The organism is Micromonospora sp. NPDC053740 (assembly GCF_040677775.1).
Classification (GTDB): Bacteria; Actinomycetota; Actinomycetes; order Mycobacteriales; family Micromonosporaceae; genus Micromonospora; species Micromonospora alfalfae.
Window position 1 is genome coordinate 423,767 of sequence record NZ_JBFASO010000002.1, and the last position, 15,557, is coordinate 439,323.

General features: G+C 71.5%; 14 protein-coding genes and 1 pseudogene. 7 read left to right on the forward strand and 8 right to left on the reverse strand.

Annotated elements, in window-relative coordinates; all coding sequences use genetic code 11:
- Positions 1–37: 37 nt before the first annotated feature.
- Positions 38–463, reverse strand: coding sequence for an ester cyclase (locus AB0K35_RS06570; protein WP_238667494.1), 426 nt, complete (start codon positions 461–463; stop codon positions 38–40).
- Positions 464–544: 81 nt separating this feature from the next.
- Here AB0K35_RS06570 and AB0K35_RS06575 point away from each other — a divergent pair, with 81 nt between their 5' ends.
- Complete coding sequence (locus AB0K35_RS06575) at positions 545–1,564, forward strand: glutathione S-transferase C-terminal domain-containing protein (RefSeq protein ID WP_238667493.1); 1,020 nt, start codon at positions 545–547, stop codon at positions 1,562–1,564.
- Between the two features lie 349 nt (positions 1,565–1,913).
- Here the strand turns inward: AB0K35_RS06575 and AB0K35_RS06580 are convergent, their stop codons facing one another.
- Entirely contained in the window at positions 1,914–2,876 is a 963-nt protein-coding gene (locus AB0K35_RS06580; protein ID WP_363884076.1) for a complex I subunit 1 family protein, read from the reverse strand.
- Between the two features lie 485 nt (positions 2,877–3,361).
- Positions 3,362–3,940 (reverse strand): annotated as a pseudogene (locus tag AB0K35_RS06585) (NADH-quinone oxidoreductase subunit C); the annotation flags it as partial.
- A gap of 105 nt (positions 3,941–4,045) precedes the next feature.
- On the opposite strand from AB0K35_RS06585, the gene AB0K35_RS06590 reads away from it, so the two are divergent.
- Complete coding sequence (locus AB0K35_RS06590) at positions 4,046–5,092, forward strand: glucose 1-dehydrogenase (RefSeq protein WP_238666871.1); 1,047 nt, start codon at positions 4,046–4,048, stop codon at positions 5,090–5,092.
- 16 nt (positions 5,093–5,108) lie between these two features.
- Here the strand turns inward: AB0K35_RS06590 and AB0K35_RS06595 are convergent, their stop codons facing one another.
- Together AB0K35_RS06595 and AB0K35_RS06600 are read right to left on the reverse strand one after the other, a co-directional pair.
- Positions 5,109–6,425, reverse strand: a complete 1,317-nt coding sequence (locus tag AB0K35_RS06595) for a DUF2252 domain-containing protein (protein WP_363884078.1) — start codon at positions 6,423–6,425, stop codon at positions 5,109–5,111.
- Between the two features lie 50 nt (positions 6,426–6,475).
- Entirely contained in the window at positions 6,476–7,057 is a 582-nt protein-coding gene (locus tag AB0K35_RS06600; RefSeq protein WP_112620697.1) for an NADH-quinone oxidoreductase subunit B, read from the reverse strand.
- A gap of 240 nt (positions 7,058–7,297) precedes the next feature.
- Here AB0K35_RS06600 and AB0K35_RS06605 point away from each other — a divergent pair, with 240 nt between their 5' ends.
- The 4 genes from AB0K35_RS06605 (at position 7,298) to AB0K35_RS06620 (ending at position 11,040) form a co-directional block, all read left to right on the forward strand.
- A complete protein-coding gene (locus AB0K35_RS06605) occupies positions 7,298–7,813 on the forward strand; it encodes a SigE family RNA polymerase sigma factor (protein ID WP_238667154.1) in 516 nt (171 codons plus the stop codon).
- The gene (locus AB0K35_RS06610; RefSeq protein WP_363884080.1) at positions 7,806–9,005 is read left to right on the forward strand and encodes a hypothetical protein; all 1,200 of its coding nucleotides are present in this window, start codon (positions 7,806–7,808) and stop codon (positions 9,003–9,005) included. The genes AB0K35_RS06605 and AB0K35_RS06610 overlap by 8 nt, the downstream gene beginning before the upstream one ends.
- 270 nt (positions 9,006–9,275) lie before the next feature.
- Positions 9,276–9,842, forward strand: a complete 567-nt coding sequence (locus tag AB0K35_RS06615) for a SigE family RNA polymerase sigma factor (RefSeq protein ID WP_357364430.1) — start codon at positions 9,276–9,278, stop codon at positions 9,840–9,842.
- Positions 9,835–11,040, forward strand: coding sequence for a hypothetical protein (locus AB0K35_RS06620; RefSeq protein ID WP_363884082.1), 1,206 nt, complete (start codon positions 9,835–9,837; stop codon positions 11,038–11,040). Before AB0K35_RS06615 ends, AB0K35_RS06620 begins: the two co-directional genes overlap by 8 nt.
- 54 nt (positions 11,041–11,094) lie before the next feature.
- Here AB0K35_RS06620 and AB0K35_RS06625 read toward each other — a convergent pair whose 3' ends face one another.
- Genes AB0K35_RS06625 through AB0K35_RS06635 form a run of 3 tightly spaced genes read right to left on the reverse strand, consistent with a single transcriptional unit; the run spans position 11,095 to position 14,363 of the window.
- Complete coding sequence (locus AB0K35_RS06625; protein WP_363884084.1) at positions 11,095–12,603, reverse strand: aminotransferase class V-fold PLP-dependent enzyme; 1,509 nt, start codon at positions 12,601–12,603, stop codon at positions 11,095–11,097.
- A gap of 27 nt (positions 12,604–12,630) precedes the next feature.
- On the reverse strand, positions 12,631–14,016 hold the full coding sequence (locus AB0K35_RS06630) for an MFS transporter (protein WP_238666877.1): 1,386 nt from the start codon (positions 14,014–14,016) through the stop codon (positions 12,631–12,633).
- Between the two features lie 32 nt (positions 14,017–14,048).
- Positions 14,049–14,363: an MGMT family protein gene (locus tag AB0K35_RS06635; protein ID WP_238666878.1), complete on the reverse strand. Its 315-nt coding sequence runs from the start codon at positions 14,361–14,363 to the stop codon at positions 14,049–14,051.
- 61 nt (positions 14,364–14,424) lie between these two features.
- Between AB0K35_RS06635 and proB the strand changes: the two genes are divergently transcribed.
- Complete coding sequence (gene proB / locus AB0K35_RS06640) at positions 14,425–15,534, forward strand: glutamate 5-kinase (protein WP_238666879.1); 1,110 nt, start codon at positions 14,425–14,427, stop codon at positions 15,532–15,534.
- The last annotated feature ends 23 nt before the right edge of the window (positions 15,535–15,557 follow it).

Sequence of the window (15,557 nt, forward strand, 5' to 3'; positions counted from 1 at the left end):
TTACCCGAGGAGCACTGTCACCTGCGGATCAGCCGAATCACGCAGCGGGCCCGCCGACCACCGGTGGGAGCATCTCGACGCCGAGCTGTTGCAGCAACTGGAACAGCTCGTTGCAGCTCCACACCTCGACGATCCGGCCCGCCGCGTCGAAGCGAAGGAACGTCGCACCCGAATAGCTGACCACCTGCCCGGTCGGCGGCACCGGCCCGAACTGCCCGACGTGGGTGCCGGCGGCCCGCCAGTGCACCGCCACCCGCTCACCGGCCGCGACCACGTCGACGATCTTGTAACGGAGGTCCGGGAAGGCCGCCCGGCGCTCACGATGCCAGGCCAACGTCGCCTCCGGCCCGGTGCCGCCCAGCCCCGGGCACTCCTCGGCGACCAGCTCGTACGCCGACTCCTCCTGGCGGGCATTCCACACATCGGCGATGAACCGCCGGGCCGCCGCCTCCACGTCCGTCATGCCGGCAGGGTAACCGGGACCACGGTGCGCCGTAGATCCGCGAGGATTGGGTAGAGACACTGACCAGACCGGGAGGGCGACGTGGGCGAGGAAAAAGGCGGCAAGTACGTCGAGCCGGGCGGCGAGTTCACCCGCGACCAGCGGTACATCGCCACCCGGATCACCGAGGACGGGCGCGACGGATACCCGGTCGAGCCGGGCCGGTACCGGTTGGCGGTCAGCCGGGCCTGCCCGTGGGCCAACCGACTGATCATCGTGCGGCGGTTGCTCGGCCTGGAGGACGCCATCTCGATGGCGGTGGCCGGCCCGACCCACGACGCCCGGAGCTGGACCTTCGACCTCGACCCGGACGGCCGGGACCCGGTGCTCGGCATCGAGCGCATCCAGGAGGCGTACTTCAAGCGCTTCCCCGGCTACGAGCGCGGCATCACAGTGCCGGCGATCGTGGACGTGCCGACCGGGCAGGTGGTGACCAACGACTACGCGCAGATGAGCCTTGACCTGTCCACGCAGTGGAGGGCGTACCACCGCGAGGGCGCCCCGCAGCTCTACCCCGAGCACCTGCGGGAACAGATCGACGAGGTCAACGCCGTCGTGTTCCGGGACGTCAACAACGGCGTCTACCGGTGCGGGTTCGCCGGCAACCAGGAGGCGTACGACAAGGCGTACCACCAGCTCTTCGACCGGCTGGACTGGCTCACCGAGCGGTTGACCGACCAGCGCTACCTGGTCGGCGACACCATCACCGAGGCCGACGTGCGACTGTTCACCACCCTGGTCCGCTTCGATCCCGTCTACCACGGCCACTTCAAGTGCAACAGGCAGAAGCTGAGCGAGATGCCGGTGCTGTGGGCGTACGCCCGGGACCTGTTCCAGACCTCCGGGTTCGGCGACACCATCGACTTCGACCACATCAAGCGGCACTACTACGAGGTGCACCGCGACATCAACCCGACCGGGATCGTTCCGCTCGGCCCCGACCTGTCCAACTGGCTCACCCCACACGGTCGGGAAGCGCTGGGTGGCCGCCCCTTCGGCGACGGCACCCCGCCCCCACCCCCGGTTGAACCAGTCAACCCCGAACACACCCCGCTGCCCTAAACGAACAACCCCCCGCCCGCCCCGCGCCCGTGCTTTCACCCGTCCGCTCCGCCGACTCGCGCCCGCCCGCCGACGCACGCCCAACCGCGCCCCGCCCGCCCGCGCTCTCACCCGTCCGCCCCGCCGATCTTGCAGTTTTGGTTGCCGATTCGAGCACTACGCCCCTTTTGTCGGCACAGTAAGTGCAAGATCGCGGGTCGGCGACCTCCCTACCCCGTCGATCAAGGAGTTGTGGTGCCTGAATTACGGGTGTCCGGGTGATTTGTCACCCACCACAACTCCTTGATCGACGCGGCGGGGCACGGCGGGGCGGGGGCGCGGCGGGGCCGGGCTGCGGGGCGGGGTTGGGTTACAGGGCTATGCGGACGGCTGCGGTTAGGACCAGTTGAGCGAGGGATGCGGGTACGAGGACCAGCCAGCAGAGGCGTTGGAGTTGGTCCTCGCGTAGCCGGGGGTAGGAAACCCGGAGCCAGATGATCACGAAGGACACCGCGAAGATCTTGAGCAGCGTCCAGAGCCAGCCCAGCTGGTCGTCGGCGAACGGGCCCTGCCAACCACCCAGGAACAGCACAGTGGTCAGCGCGGCGATCACCACAATGCCGACGTACTCGGCGAGCAGGAAGAACGCGAACCGCAGACCGGTGTACTCGGTCATGTAGCCGAAGACCAGCTCCGAGTCGGCCACCGGCATGTCGAACGGTGGCCGACGGATCTCGGCCAGCCCGGCGACGAAGAAAATGATCATCGCGGGTGCCTGCCAGAGCAGCCACCACGGCTGCCACGCCTCGACGATGCCCGACAGGCTGAGCGTGCCGGCCGCCGTCGCCACCGACGCGGCGGCCAGCACCAGCGGCAGCTCGTAACCGAGCAACTGGGCCGCCCCGCGCAACCCGCCCAGCAGGCTGTACTTGTTGGCCGACGCCCACGCCGACATCAGCACCGCCACCACCCCGACGCCGACCACGGCCAGCACGAAGAAGAGGCCGATGTCCAACGGTTGCCCGACCAGGTCGTTCGGACCGAGCGGAATGACGAGCAACACCAGCAGGTAGGGCACCAGGGCCACCGCGGGCGCCAACCGGAACACCGCCCGGTCCGCCTCGCGCGGAGTGATGTCCTCCTTCTGCACGAACTTGACCCCGTCGGCCACGAGCTGCGCCCAACCGTGGAAGCCGCCCGCGTACATCGGGCCGAGCCGACCCTGCATGTGCGCCATCACCTTGTGCTCGGCCTGGCCGACAAGCAATGGCAGGGTGAGGAACGCGACCACCACGCCGCCGATCCGGAGCACCAACTCCACCCAGAGCGGCATCAGGCCGTACCCCCGTCGTGGTCGCTCCGGTCGTCGCGGCCCGGCGGGTCCGCGATCGGCTCGCCACCCGACGCGGCCGAGCCCTCGCCGGGCCTGCCCGGTGCGGCCGAGCCGGGCGCGATCTGGTCGGCCCCGTCGACGCCGGGCACGGTCTCGGAGGCCGGACCAACGCCAGGCACGGCCTCGGCAGCCGGACCAACGCCAGGCACGGCCTCGGCAGCCGGACCAACACCGGGCACGGCCTCGGCAGCCGGACCAACACCGGGCACGGTCTCGGCGGCCGGGCCAACGCCGGGTTGGTCAGGTGCGGCCGAGCCTGCGTCGGGCGCAGGCTCGTCGGCAGGTGCCGGGCCGTCGGTGGCGCCGGCCGGTCGGGGAGTACGCGCCGGACGGGCCCCCGGGGCGGGCCGCGCCGGACGCTCACGGGCCGGCCTGGCCGGGGTGCCGCCACGCGGGCCCTCCCCCACCCCACCGGCGCCAGCCGGGGTGGGCGTGGGCCCCCACTCGCCTGGAGCGGGAACGCCCGGCGGGCGGATCGGTCGACGTCCGCCGCCGGCCTCGGACTCGCCCGGTTCCTTCGCGCCCGGCCAGGGCTTGGCCACCCGGGAAGCCAGCACGAACTCCTTACGCAGCGGGTGACCCTCGAACTCCGGTGGCAGCAGCAGCGGCAGCAGTTCCCCGTGCCCGGCGAAGTCGATGCCGAACATCTCGTGCGTCTCCCGCTCGTGCCAGGCGGCACCGGGGTAGACGTCGACCACCGAGGCGACAGTGGGCGCGCCGCGCGGCAACCGGGTACGCAGCAGCAGGCCGTGACGCAGTCGCGTCGACCAGAGGTGCGCCACCACGTCGAAGCCCTCGGCCAGCTCGTCAACGGCGGAGAGCCAGTCGAAGAAGTCGCAGGCCAGTTCGGTGTCGTCGCGGGCGGCGGAAACCGCTGTCAGCCAACTCGCGGGTGGCACGTCGACTGTGGCCCGAGCGAAACGTTGCCCGCCGGAGACCGACGGGGTCGCCTCGACCGGCGCGAGCAGCGCGACCAGTCGAGCGCCGACCTCTTCGGGAGTCATGCCGCTGATCCTAGTGCCGGCCGGGCCCGCACCTGGCCGCCGCCGATGCCCAGCGATCTGCCGGCTTTGGGCGCGGCGCACGCCTCGGCGGGGAAAGATGAGGGCGTGCGCGCTGTGACGGTAAGACCAGGGGTCGCCAACTCGCTGAGCCTCGTCGAGGATCAGCCGGAGCCGGCTGCCGAGGAGGGCTCTGTCCTGGTCGAGGCGCTGGCGGTGGGGATCTGCGGCACCGACCACGAGATCATCGCCGGGGAGTACGGCGAGGCGCCGCCGGGTGCCGACCGCCTGGTCATCGGGCACGAGTCACTGGGCCGGGTGATCGAGGACTCCAGCGGCACCCTGCAACCCGGTGACCTGGTGGCGGGGATCGTCCGGTACCCCGACCCGGTGCCCTGCTCGAACTGCGCGGTCGGCGAGTGGGACATGTGCCGCAACGGTCGGTACACCGAGCACGGCATCAAGGGACTGGCCGGGTTCGCCAGGGACCGCTGGCGGGTCGAGCCGCGGTTCGCTGTCGCGCTCGACCCGACGCTGGCCCAGGTGGGCGTGCTGTTGGAGCCGACAAGTGTGGTGGCGAAGGCGTGGGACCACATCGAGCGGATCGGGCACCGGGCCGAGTGGCAGCCGCAGACCGTCCTGGTGACCGGGGCCGGGCCGATCGGTCTGCTGGCCGCGTTGCTCGGCACCCAGCGTGGGCTCACCGTCCACGTGCTGGACCGGAACACCGAGGGGCCGAAGCCGGAGCTGGTCGCCGGGCTCGGCGCCACCTACCACACGGTGCCGGTCAACGACCTGCCCTTCGAGCCGGACGTGGTGATCGAGTGCACCGGCGCTCCCACAGTGGTCCTCGACGTCATGTGCAAGGCGGCCCCCACCGGGATCGTCTGCCTGGCGGGGGTGTCCAGCGGTGGCCGGAGCATCGACTTCGACGCCGGGGCGCTGAATCGGGCGCTGGTGCTGGAGAACAACGTGGTGTTCGGCTCGGTGAACGCCAACCGACGACACTGGAACATGGCCGCGCAGGCGCTCGCCCGCGCCGACCAGGTCTGGCTGGAGTCGCTGATCACCCGACGGGTGCCGGTGAACAGGTACGCCGACGCGTACACGCCCGGACCGGACGACATCAAGGTGGTGCTGGAGTTCGCGTCCTGAGCGACGCCGCGCCCGATCAGATGCCCGGCAGTCGACCGTTGCGGAACAGGTCGACGAAGAGCTGATGGTCCTGGCGGGCGCGCACCCCGTACGCGTGCGCGAAATCCACAAGGTGGTCGACGAATCCCGACTCGTCGGCGTCCACCGCCGCGACGATCGCCTCCTCGGTGGAGTAGTCCACCAGGTCGTGGCTTGACTCATCGTCGGCGACCGAGTGCATCCGGGCGACGGCGCGGCCAAGGTCGACGAGAACCCCGGTCAGCTCCTCCGGCTCGTTCACGTCCGACCAGTCCAGATCGGCGGCGTACGGGGAGACCTCGGCGACCAGCTGACCGGCCCCGTTCAGCTCGGTGAAGCCCAGCCACGGGTCGGCGTGCGCCTGCAACGCCCGCTGCGACTCGGCGGTCCGGTGCCCCTGGTGTTGGAAGTAGCCGCGGACCGTCTCGTCGGTGACGTACCGCGCCACCGCCGGCACCTGCGCCTGCTTCATGTAGATGACGACGTCGTTCTCCAACGCCTGGGTGTGCCCCTCCAGCAGCAGGTTGTACGACGGCAGCCCGGCCGAGCCGATGCCGACCCCCTTGCGCAGCACCACGTCCTTGATCCGGGCCGCCACCGGGCGCAGCTGCGTCGACGCGGTTGGCAGGGTGCCCAGGTAGTCCTGGAAGGCGGCGCTGACCAGGTCCCAGGTGGCGTCGTCGATTTCGAAGACCCCGTCGCCGATGGAGAAACGTCGCTCGTAGTTGTCAATTGTGGTCTGCGCGGCGAGCAGGTCCACGCGGGTGTTGAGCCGGGCCCGTTGGAGCACCCGGCGCAGCACCCCGTCGGCGTTGTCCAGGGTGATCGAGCCGATCGCGTCGTCACCACCGGCGGCGATGGCCCGCAGCTCGGTCAGGTACGACCGGGCGAACCCGGCCACCAACTCCCCGATCGCCGTGTCGGAGAGCGCCTTGCCGTAACCGAGCAGCGCCACGCTGGCCGCGAGCCGGCGCAGGTCCCAGGTGAACGGCCCGACGTACGCCTCGTCGAAGTCGTTGACGTTGAACACGAGCTGCCCGGAGGCGTTCATGTAGGTGCCGAAGTTCTCCGCGTGCAGGTCGCCGTGGATCCACACCCGGCTGGTCTGCTCGTCGGAGAACCGGTCGTCGGCGAAGTCGCCGAGCTGGTCGGCGTAGAACAGCGCGGCGCTGCCCCGGTAGAAGGCGAACGGCGACGCCGCCATCTTGCGGAACTTGCGGCGGAAGGCGGCCGGGTCGATCGCCATCGACGCGCCGAACTCGTCGGTGAGCACATCGACGATGTGGGTGGACCGTTGGTCCGCTGAGCTGCTCATAGTGCGCAGGCTAGTGCGGCGGGTCCACAACAGGGTGGTGACTCACGCTGTCAGGTCGCGGTGGGTGGGCGTACCGGCGGAGCGGTGAGCGAGTCGACCGAGCGCGGGGCGGCGGCCTCGCGGGGCGGAGCGTCCAACGGCGCGGCCAACACGTCGCGTTGCGGCACACCCCCGATGCCGGACTGCTCGGCGGCGATCTTCTCCTGCAGGCGCAGGATGCCGTGCAGCAGCGCCTCCGGCCGGGGCGGGCAGCCGGGCACGTACACGTCGACCGGGATGAGCTGGTCGACGCCCTTGGTCACCGAGTACGAATCCCAGTAGGGGCCGCCACAGTTGGAGCAGGCGCCGAACGAGATGACGTACTTCGGCTCGGGCATCTGATCGTAGAGCCGCTTGATCGCCGGGGCCATCTTGTCGGTCACGGTGCCGGAGACCACCATCAGGTCGGCCTGGCGGGGGCCGTGGGCGAACGGGATCACGCCGAGTCGGATGAAGTCGTGCCGTCCCATGCTGGTGGCGATGAACTCGATGGCACAGCAGGCCAGACCGAAGTTGAAGACCCAGAGCGAGTAGCGACGGCCCCAGTTCAGCACAAACCGGATCGGCTCCCCGAGCACTGCCGGTAGCTGCACGACCGCCCCCTCTCCTCACCGACAGTGAATCACAGACGACGTCCGTGCGGTCCGGCGGTGATCGGCGCGAGGGGTCCACCAACTGTCCCGGAGCCGACAAGGATCGGCAGCGACTGACGCGCAACCTACTGGCGCGCTCGCTTGTGTGACCGGTGCTGGCGAACACACCGCCCGCAGCCGCCACGGGGAGGACGAGTGCTTGTGACACGAGATGTGCGGGAGGGCGGACGCCCGCCGGACCTGCCGGGAGGCGCAACCTCCACACCAGCGGAGCTGGTCTTCGACGACTTCTACCACGCCCACTTCCGGGGGCTGGTGGTGCAGTTGACCGCGTACACGGGTGACCGTGGGCAGGCGCAGGAACTGGTTCAGGAGGCGTTCTGTCGGGCGTACGCCCGCTGGGACCAGCTCGTCGGTTACCAGGACCCGCTGGCCTGGGTCCGTCGGGTCGCCTGGAACCTCGGCCACAACCGCTGGCGGCGGCTGCGGACCGCGCAACTGTGGCTGCTGCGGCAACGGGAGACACACGTGGCCGAGCCGAACCCTGACCGGGTCGCTGTCGACGCCGCCCTGGCGAAACTGCCGCCGAAGCAGCGGCGGGCCGTCGTGCTGCATTACCTCGCCGACCTGACGGTCGCCGAGATCGCCGCCCAGGAACAGGTAGCCGAGGGGACTGTCAAGTCCTGGCTGCACCGGGGCCGGGCCGCTCTCGCCACACTTCTGCGCGACACAAACGAGGAGGTGCGAGATGTCTGAGCAGGAGGTTCTCGACCTCGCCGAAGAGTTCGCCCGATACCGCCGCAGCGCGCTGCCGGAGGTCGAGGCACCGGGGCCGGCCGCCGTTCGGCGGACGGTACGAGGCCGCAGCCGACGACGGCTGGCTGCCACCGCCACGACGGCGCTCGCCCTGTTCGGCGGATCGGCCGTCGGGTACGCGGCGATGAGCGGCAATGAGCACCGGCCCGGTCCGGTCGAGCCGACGCCGAGCGTGTCGGTGTCGCCGACGCCACCGCCGAGTTCAACCCCCAGCCCCGCCGGGACCAGTGCCAGCCCGACCACGACAGTGCCGGACGGCCGGTTCAGCCGGGCACAGTTGCTGGGGGTGCCTGTGACAGTGCCGGCGTGGCGGGCCGGTCGAGGCTGCCCGACGTCGCAGACCCGGCTTACCGCCGATGCCCGGGAAGGCGCGAACTGGCTCCTGGCGCTCGACCACGGCGACATCGACGGGGACGGCGCGGTGGAGACGGTGGCTCTCGTGCAGTGCGTACTGGGCACCCGCGGGCCGATGCAGGTGGTCGCCTTCGACAGGGACAAGGAAGGAAAGGTGACGACTGTCGGCCGGGTGGTAGCGACCACAATCGACAAGCCGCAGTGGCTGTTCGCGCTGGATGTGGTGGGCGACGGCACGGTCCGCGTTCAGGTCGGTGACATCGCTCCCGGGGGCGGTTGGCCAGCCGAGTGGTCACAGCGGCAGTGGCGGGGCTACCGCTGGAAGGGCGACGCCTTCGCCCAGGTCTCCGGGCCGACGAGCTTCGGCACCAACAAGCACGATGTCAACCTGGTCGTCACCTCGACTGATCTGACGCTGACCGACGCATCGGACGGCTCCCGGACCGGCACTGTGACAGTACGCATCCGCAACGGAGCCACGGGTCCGGCCGCCTATGTGGCGTTGCGGCTCGGCCTGCCGGCGGCGATCCGCCCGGACGGCGACGGATGGGCGGTCTGCCGCAACGACCCGGAATCGACCGGTGAGCCGGTCACCTGTGATCTGAATCGGCTCGAAGGGGGCAAGGAACGCCGGCTCACGCTGGGCTTCCGGGTGGCGGCGGGTGCCACCGTCGGAACCGGGAAGGCCGAGGTGGACGTCCGGCCGATGGACGCCAGCTTCGACTTCGTCGAGGAGGTCTACGACCCCGACAACACCGTCGTGATCACGTACCGCTGACCGGCGTCGGTGGCGCGGCGTCGAGCAGCGTGTCCACCGGCGTCATCCGCCCCGGCGGTGGTCCGCGTCCGACCCCGCCTCGCCACTCAGTCCCCCATACGACAGTCGAACCACAGCGTCGGGCTGCAACCCCGAGACCCGTTCGGAGCTTCTAAGGGGGTACGGCACGCCGAGCAGGAGCGCCGACGTCGGGGAGCACGGGAACGACCCCGATGAGCGAGTGGTACGACCGCCTCGGGTACGGGCCCGACGGCGAACGGGGGAGGGGCAGTGACAGTGATGACGGGAGCCCGTGCCAACGAGCCACCGGGGGCGATTGCCGCGAGGGGCGGGGAGCGCACCACGACTGTGAGCTTCGACGACTTCTACCACGCGCACTTTCGCAACGTGACCAGCCAACTGGGCGCCTACGTGGGCGACCTCTCACAGGCCCAGGACCTCGCGCAGGAGGCGTTCTGCCGGGCCCTGGCCCGGTGGGACCGGCTGGCCCGGTACGACGATCCGGTCGCCTGGGTCCGGCAGGTCGCCTGGAACCTCGCCCGGAGCCGGTGGCGGCGGCTCCGGACGGCGCGCGACCACCTGCTCCGGCAGCGGCGGGCCGAGGCCACGATGGCCGGGCCGACGCCCGATCGGGTGGCGATCGACGCCGCGCTGGCCCAACTGCCCGCCCACCACCGGCGGGCAGTCATCCTGCACTACCTCGCCGATCTGCCGGTCACTGAGATAGCGAGTCAGGAGGGGGTGGCCGAGGGCACCGTCAAGTCGTGGCTGCACCGCGGCCGGGCAGCGTTGGCGGGGCTGCTCGACGAGGGCACCGAGGGGATGGGCAATGTCTGACGTCGACCCGCGGCTACGGGAACGGTTCGCTGCGTACCGCGCCGAGACGATCTCCCAGATCGCAGGTCCGGGACCTGACCAGGCACGGCGTACCCTTCGTCGGCGTCGGCAGGCGAAGGCTGTGACGGTGGCCGTGACGGCGATCGTCCTGGCGGTCGCACCGATCGTCGCCAACGCCGCCCTGCGAAATGACGGATCGGTTCCGACGCCGGCACAGACCGGCGAGCCGACCACACCGCCGCCGAGTGCTCCCGCACCGACGCCGTCGACCCCGTTGACCCCCGGCACCACCACGACCACGAGTCCGGCCGCGCCGGACGGCCGGATCAGCCGCGCCCAGCTGCTGGCCGCCCGCGTCGACCTGCCGGCCTGGCCCTCGTACGCGCGGAACTGCGCCACCTCGGACGTTCGGCTGCGGCCGCCGACGCACACCATGGGTGTGCCGGCACTGGAGGACCTGGACCTGAACTACACCGACCTGGACAGCGATGGCGCGACCGAGACGGTCGCCCTGCTCAGCTGTCCGATCGGCGAGGCCTCGGCGAAACAGCTCGTGGCGTTCGACCGCGACGGGCACGGCCGGATCGTGACCATGGCCCGGGTCATCGGCACGGCCGAAGGGCTCGACGACATCACCGACGCCGCCGTCACAGAGGACGGGAAGGTGCGGGCTCAGGTGGCCGACCTCCAGCCCTGCTGCTCGATGCCGAGCTACTGGGCGCAGAACCAGTGGCGGACGTACCGCTGGCACGACGGCCGGTTCACCCAGAGCGACGGGCCGAGGTCCTTCGGCACTGACCCGCGGCTGACCGACCTGGTGCTGACCGGTGGCGACCTCGTACTCGGGCCGGCCGGCACCGACGGGAAGCGTCCGGGCATCCTGAGCCTGAGCCTGAGCAACACGGGGCCGGTGGACGTGGCGCACATCGGCTTCGCCGGAATTGACCAGATCGGGGCGATGAGCAAGGCCGACTCGTCGATCTGCGTGCCGTGGCGGGGAGGCGACGAGTCGGGGGCCACCTGCCGCACAGCCGGCCTGCGGGCCGGGGAGCGCCGGGCGTACACGTTCCACCTGCTCGTCGATCCGACAGCGCTGAACCAACCCAGCGTTCGGGTGGTGCACTTCGACGACCAGGACCGGCGCTGGCAGGACCTGACCCGCACCAACAACTTCGTGGAGGTGCGGGTGGCTCCGTGATCCGGCCAACGGGCCCGGCGGCCGGTACCGACCGCCGGGCCCGTTGCCGCACTGTCAGCTCGGCGCCCAGCTGGGGCGTTGCAGCAGACTGACGAATTCGACAAGCAACCGCTCGCGCAGCGCCGACGGCGCGGCGTCGAGCAGTGTGTTCACCAGCGCCATCCGCTCCGGCAGCGGTGCCGCGTCCGACCCCGCCTCGCCGCTCAGGCCCAGCCCGGCGGCCAGGCCGACGATCAGGTCCGGGGTCAGCGCCTCGGGGGTCAGCGCGCCGACAAGGGTTGCCAGCTCGGCGGGCAGCCGCACCGGGCCGGCGGCCATGGCCGCGGCCGCCGCCTCGGCCAGGTCCGGCCCGAACTCGGCTACCCGGGGGGCGACAGCGGCGGTCACGGTGAGGTGCACGCTGGCGGGCAGGCCGTCGTACGACAGCTGGGGTTGGGTGTGCCAGCCGCGCGCGGTCAGCTCGTCGACCAGGACGAACAGGTCGGGGCCGCCCTCGGTGGCGGTGAAGCAGACGACAGTCGACTCCGGTTCGGCCATCAGCCGCAAGCCGTCGACGGCCCGGACCGCGTCGGCCAGACCGACGACCGCGTCCCTGGTGATCGCGGCCAGCCGCAGGTAGCCGTCGTCGCCGACGTGCCGCACAGTGGCGTACGCGGCGGCGATCGGACCGCCCGAGCGGGTGGACGCGATAACCGGGTTGATCATGGTGTAGCCGGGCCAGTCGGCGTACGCGAAGTACTGCGGGGCGCGCAGCGTGGCGTCGCGGTGCAGGAGCACCGACACCCCCTTCGGGGCGTACGCGTACTTGTGCAGGTCGACCGAGATGGAGGTGACCCCGGGCACCGCGAAGTCGAACGGCGGCACCGGCTCCCCCAGACGGCGCAGGTACGGCAGGGTCCAGCCGCCGAAGCAGGCGTCCACGTGGCAGCGCACGCCGGCCTCGGCCGCGGCGGCGGCGATCTGCATGACGGGGTCCACCACCCCGTGCGCGTACGACGGCGCGGAGCAGGCGACCAGCACCGTCTCCGGGCGGATCGCGGCGGCCATCGCGGTCGGGTCGGGGCGCAGCGTCTCTGGGGAGACGGGTACGACGTCCAGCGCCACCCGCAGGTAGTGCGCCGCCTTGGCGAACGCCGCGTGCGCGCTCGACGGCACCACGATCCGGGGTGCGGCGATCTCCGGGTGGGCGTCCCGGGCGGTCTTGACGGCGAGGATCAGCGACTCGGTGCCGCCGCTGGTGACGCTGCCGACGACGTCCGGGGCGGTGGTCCCGGGGCCGGCGCCCAGCACCCGGCCGGCGGCGGCGACGAGCGCGTTCTCCATGGCCAGCAGGGACGGGAACGCGGTCGGGTCCAAGCCGTTGACGTGCGCGCTCTCCCGGTGGGCGGCGGCGGCCAGCTCGTCCAGCCCGGGCACCGCCGGGTCGTAGACGTACGCGAACAGCCGTCCCCCGTGGGTGGGCGCGTCACTCGCCCGCAGCTCCCGCACCTCGTCAAGAACCCGTTCCGCCGGAACCCCGGTGGCGGAAAGCGCCCCAGCCTCAACCCTGTTCTCGTCGATCATGGAGTCATGGTGCCCTTCTCGTGACGGTCAACGGCTTTCGTCCCCCAGCACAACTCCATGGTCGACCCGGTCGCTCTGGGCGGTGAGGGTGTACCTGCGGAGCAGGAGGATCGGAGGGGCGATCAGCAGGGCCGGGATCAGCGTGAAACCGAGGAGGACACCCAGTCTCGCCGTGTCCGACTGGGCCGCCGCCGAGCCGGTGTCGGAGGACACGTAGCCGGAGAGCTGGAGCACCAGTCCGTAGATTCCCGGGCCGAGCGCCAGACCGAAGGTCTCCCCGGCGGTCCACAGCCCGGTGAAGACGCCCGCCTGCCGTCGGCCGGTACGCGCCGTCTCGTGCGCGATGCAGTCCGGCAACATGGCCAGTGCGAAGACCTGCTGTCCGGCGTACCCCACGCCGATCAGCGCCACCACGAGATAGACAGCCACCGCCGGCAGCACCGGCGCGGCGACCAGGGCGAACGCCCCGACGGCGAGGATCAGCGAGGCGACGACCAGCGCGGTGCGCTTGCCCAGCCGGGCACCGATCCGGCTCCAGATCGGCATCACCAGCAGCGCCGGCCCGACGAAGCAGACGAAGAGCAGTGTCGGCCCGCTCTCCTCGTCGCGCAGGATCTGCCCGGCGAAGTAGTTGACCCCGGCCAGGATCGTGGCCACCCCGGCGGACTGCACCACGAAGCAGATCAGCAGTGCCCGGAACGGACGGTTGGCACCGGCCACGGCGAGTTGGGCGCGTAGCGTCGGCTCGCTCTCGCCCACAGTGCCGGTCGGCGCGGACCGGGTGCCCAGGAACGCGCCGAGGGCGCCGAGGGCGATCAGCACCGCCACGAACAGGCCCATCCAGCGGTGTCCGGCCACGCCGTCGCCACCGGCGCTCACCACCAGCGGCGCGACAGCGCCGGAGACCAGGATGGCCAACGCCAGTACCGCGATCCGCCAGGTCATCAACCGGGTGCGCTCGGCGTAGTCGCCTGTCAGCTCCGCCGGCATCGCCACGTACGGCACCTGGAAGAAGGCGAACGCGGTGGCGGTGGCGAGGAAGGCGAAGGCCACGTACGCCACGGCCGCCGGACCGTTACCGAAGGGCGCGGCGAAGATCGACGCGAACAGGACGGCGAGCGCGAGGCCGGCGACGAGCAGGTACGGCCGGCGGGCACCCCACCGCGACCGGGTCCGGTCGGAGATCCGCCCGGCGACCGGGTTGACCAGCACGTCCCATGCCTTGGGCAGCAACACCAGCAGGGCGGCCAGCCCGGCGGCCACGCCCAGGGTGTCGGTCAGGTACGGCAGCAGCAGCAGGCCGGGCACTGTGCCGAACGCTCCGGTCGCCAGTGAACCGAGCGCGTAGCCGGCGTGCACCGAGCGGGGCAGCGAGCCGGTGGCTGATGAGCCGGCGCCCGGCGGCGTTTTCATGGGGCCGAATGTTACTCACGTTTGAACGGCGGTCACATCCCCTCATCAGGCGACCAACCCGCCGCCCCGATGTCCACGCCCTCGCCGCGCAGCGGCACTCCCTCGGCCCGCAGCCGGGCCCGGGCCTCGCGCTCGTGCCCCGGCGGCAGTCGACCACTCGCGGTCACCACCCGATGCCAGGGCACCGAGCCGCCGTGCCGAGCCATGATGTTGCCGACCAACCGGGCCGAGGCACGTCCGGAACGCTCGGACAGCGCGTCGGCCACCCCGCCGTACGACATGACCCGGCCCTCCGGGATCCGCTCGACCAGGTCGAGCACCGCCTCGACGTACTCGTCTGGAGTCACAATCCGCCACCATATGGGAAGGCCGCCGGGCGGTGCGGCCGTGACCACGCAGAATGGTCGGGTGCGCGACGCAGTCACGACGGCCCGGCGGGTCGTCGTCAAGATCGGATCCTCCTCGTTGACCACCGCCACCGGCGGGTTGGCCGACGAGCGCGTCGACACCTTGGTCGACACCCTCGGTCGGCTCACCGCCGAAGGGCGCGAGGTGGTGCTGGTCTCCTCCGGCGCCATCGCCGCCGGGCTCGCCCCGCTCGGGCTGTCCCGACGCCCGCGCGACCTGGCCACCCAGCAGGCCGCCGCCAGCGTCGGGCAGGGGCTTCTGATCGGCAGGTACGCGGCCAGCTTCGCCCGGCACGGCCGCACCGTCGGGCAGGTGCTGCTCACAGTCGACGACGTGACCCGGCGAGCGCACTACCGCAACGCGTACCGGACGCTACGCAAGCTGCTCGACCTGCGGGCGGTGCCGATCGTCAACGAGAACGACACGGTGGCCACCCAGGAGATCCGGTTCGGCGACAACGATCGGCTGGCCGCCCTGGTGGCCGCGCTGGTGCACGCCGACCTGCTGGTGCTCCTCTCCGACGTGGACGCGCTCTGGACCGGTGACCCCGCCAACCCGCGCTCGACCCGGATCGCCGAGGTGCGCGACGAAGCGGACCTCGCCGGCATCACCATCGGCGGGGCCGGCCGGTCCGGCGTCGGCACCGGTGGCATGGTGACCAAGGTCGAGGCCGCGAGGATCGCCACCGGCTTCGGCATCCCGGTGGTGCTCACCGCCGCCGACCTGGCCACGGAGGCGCTGGCCGGCGAACCGGTCGGCACGCTCTTCCACCCGCAGCGGCGACGCCCGACGGCCCGGCTGTTCTGGCTGGCCCACGCCACCTCACCCCGGGGGCGGCTGCACCTCGACCCGGGCGCGGTCGCCGCCGTCGTCGGGCGGCGCAAGTCGCTGCTCCCGGCCGGCATCACAGCCGTGGACGGCACGTTCACGGCCGGCGACCCGGTGGACCTGGTGGACACCGCCGGCGCATCGGTCGCCCGAGGGCTTGTCAACTACGACGCGGTGGAGCTACCCGGGCTGCTCGGCCGCTCCACGTCCGAACTCGCCGCGGCGCTCGGCCCGGCGTACGAACGAGAGGTCGTCCACCGCGACGACCTGGTGCTGCTGTGAACCGAGGACCTTCCCACACCATC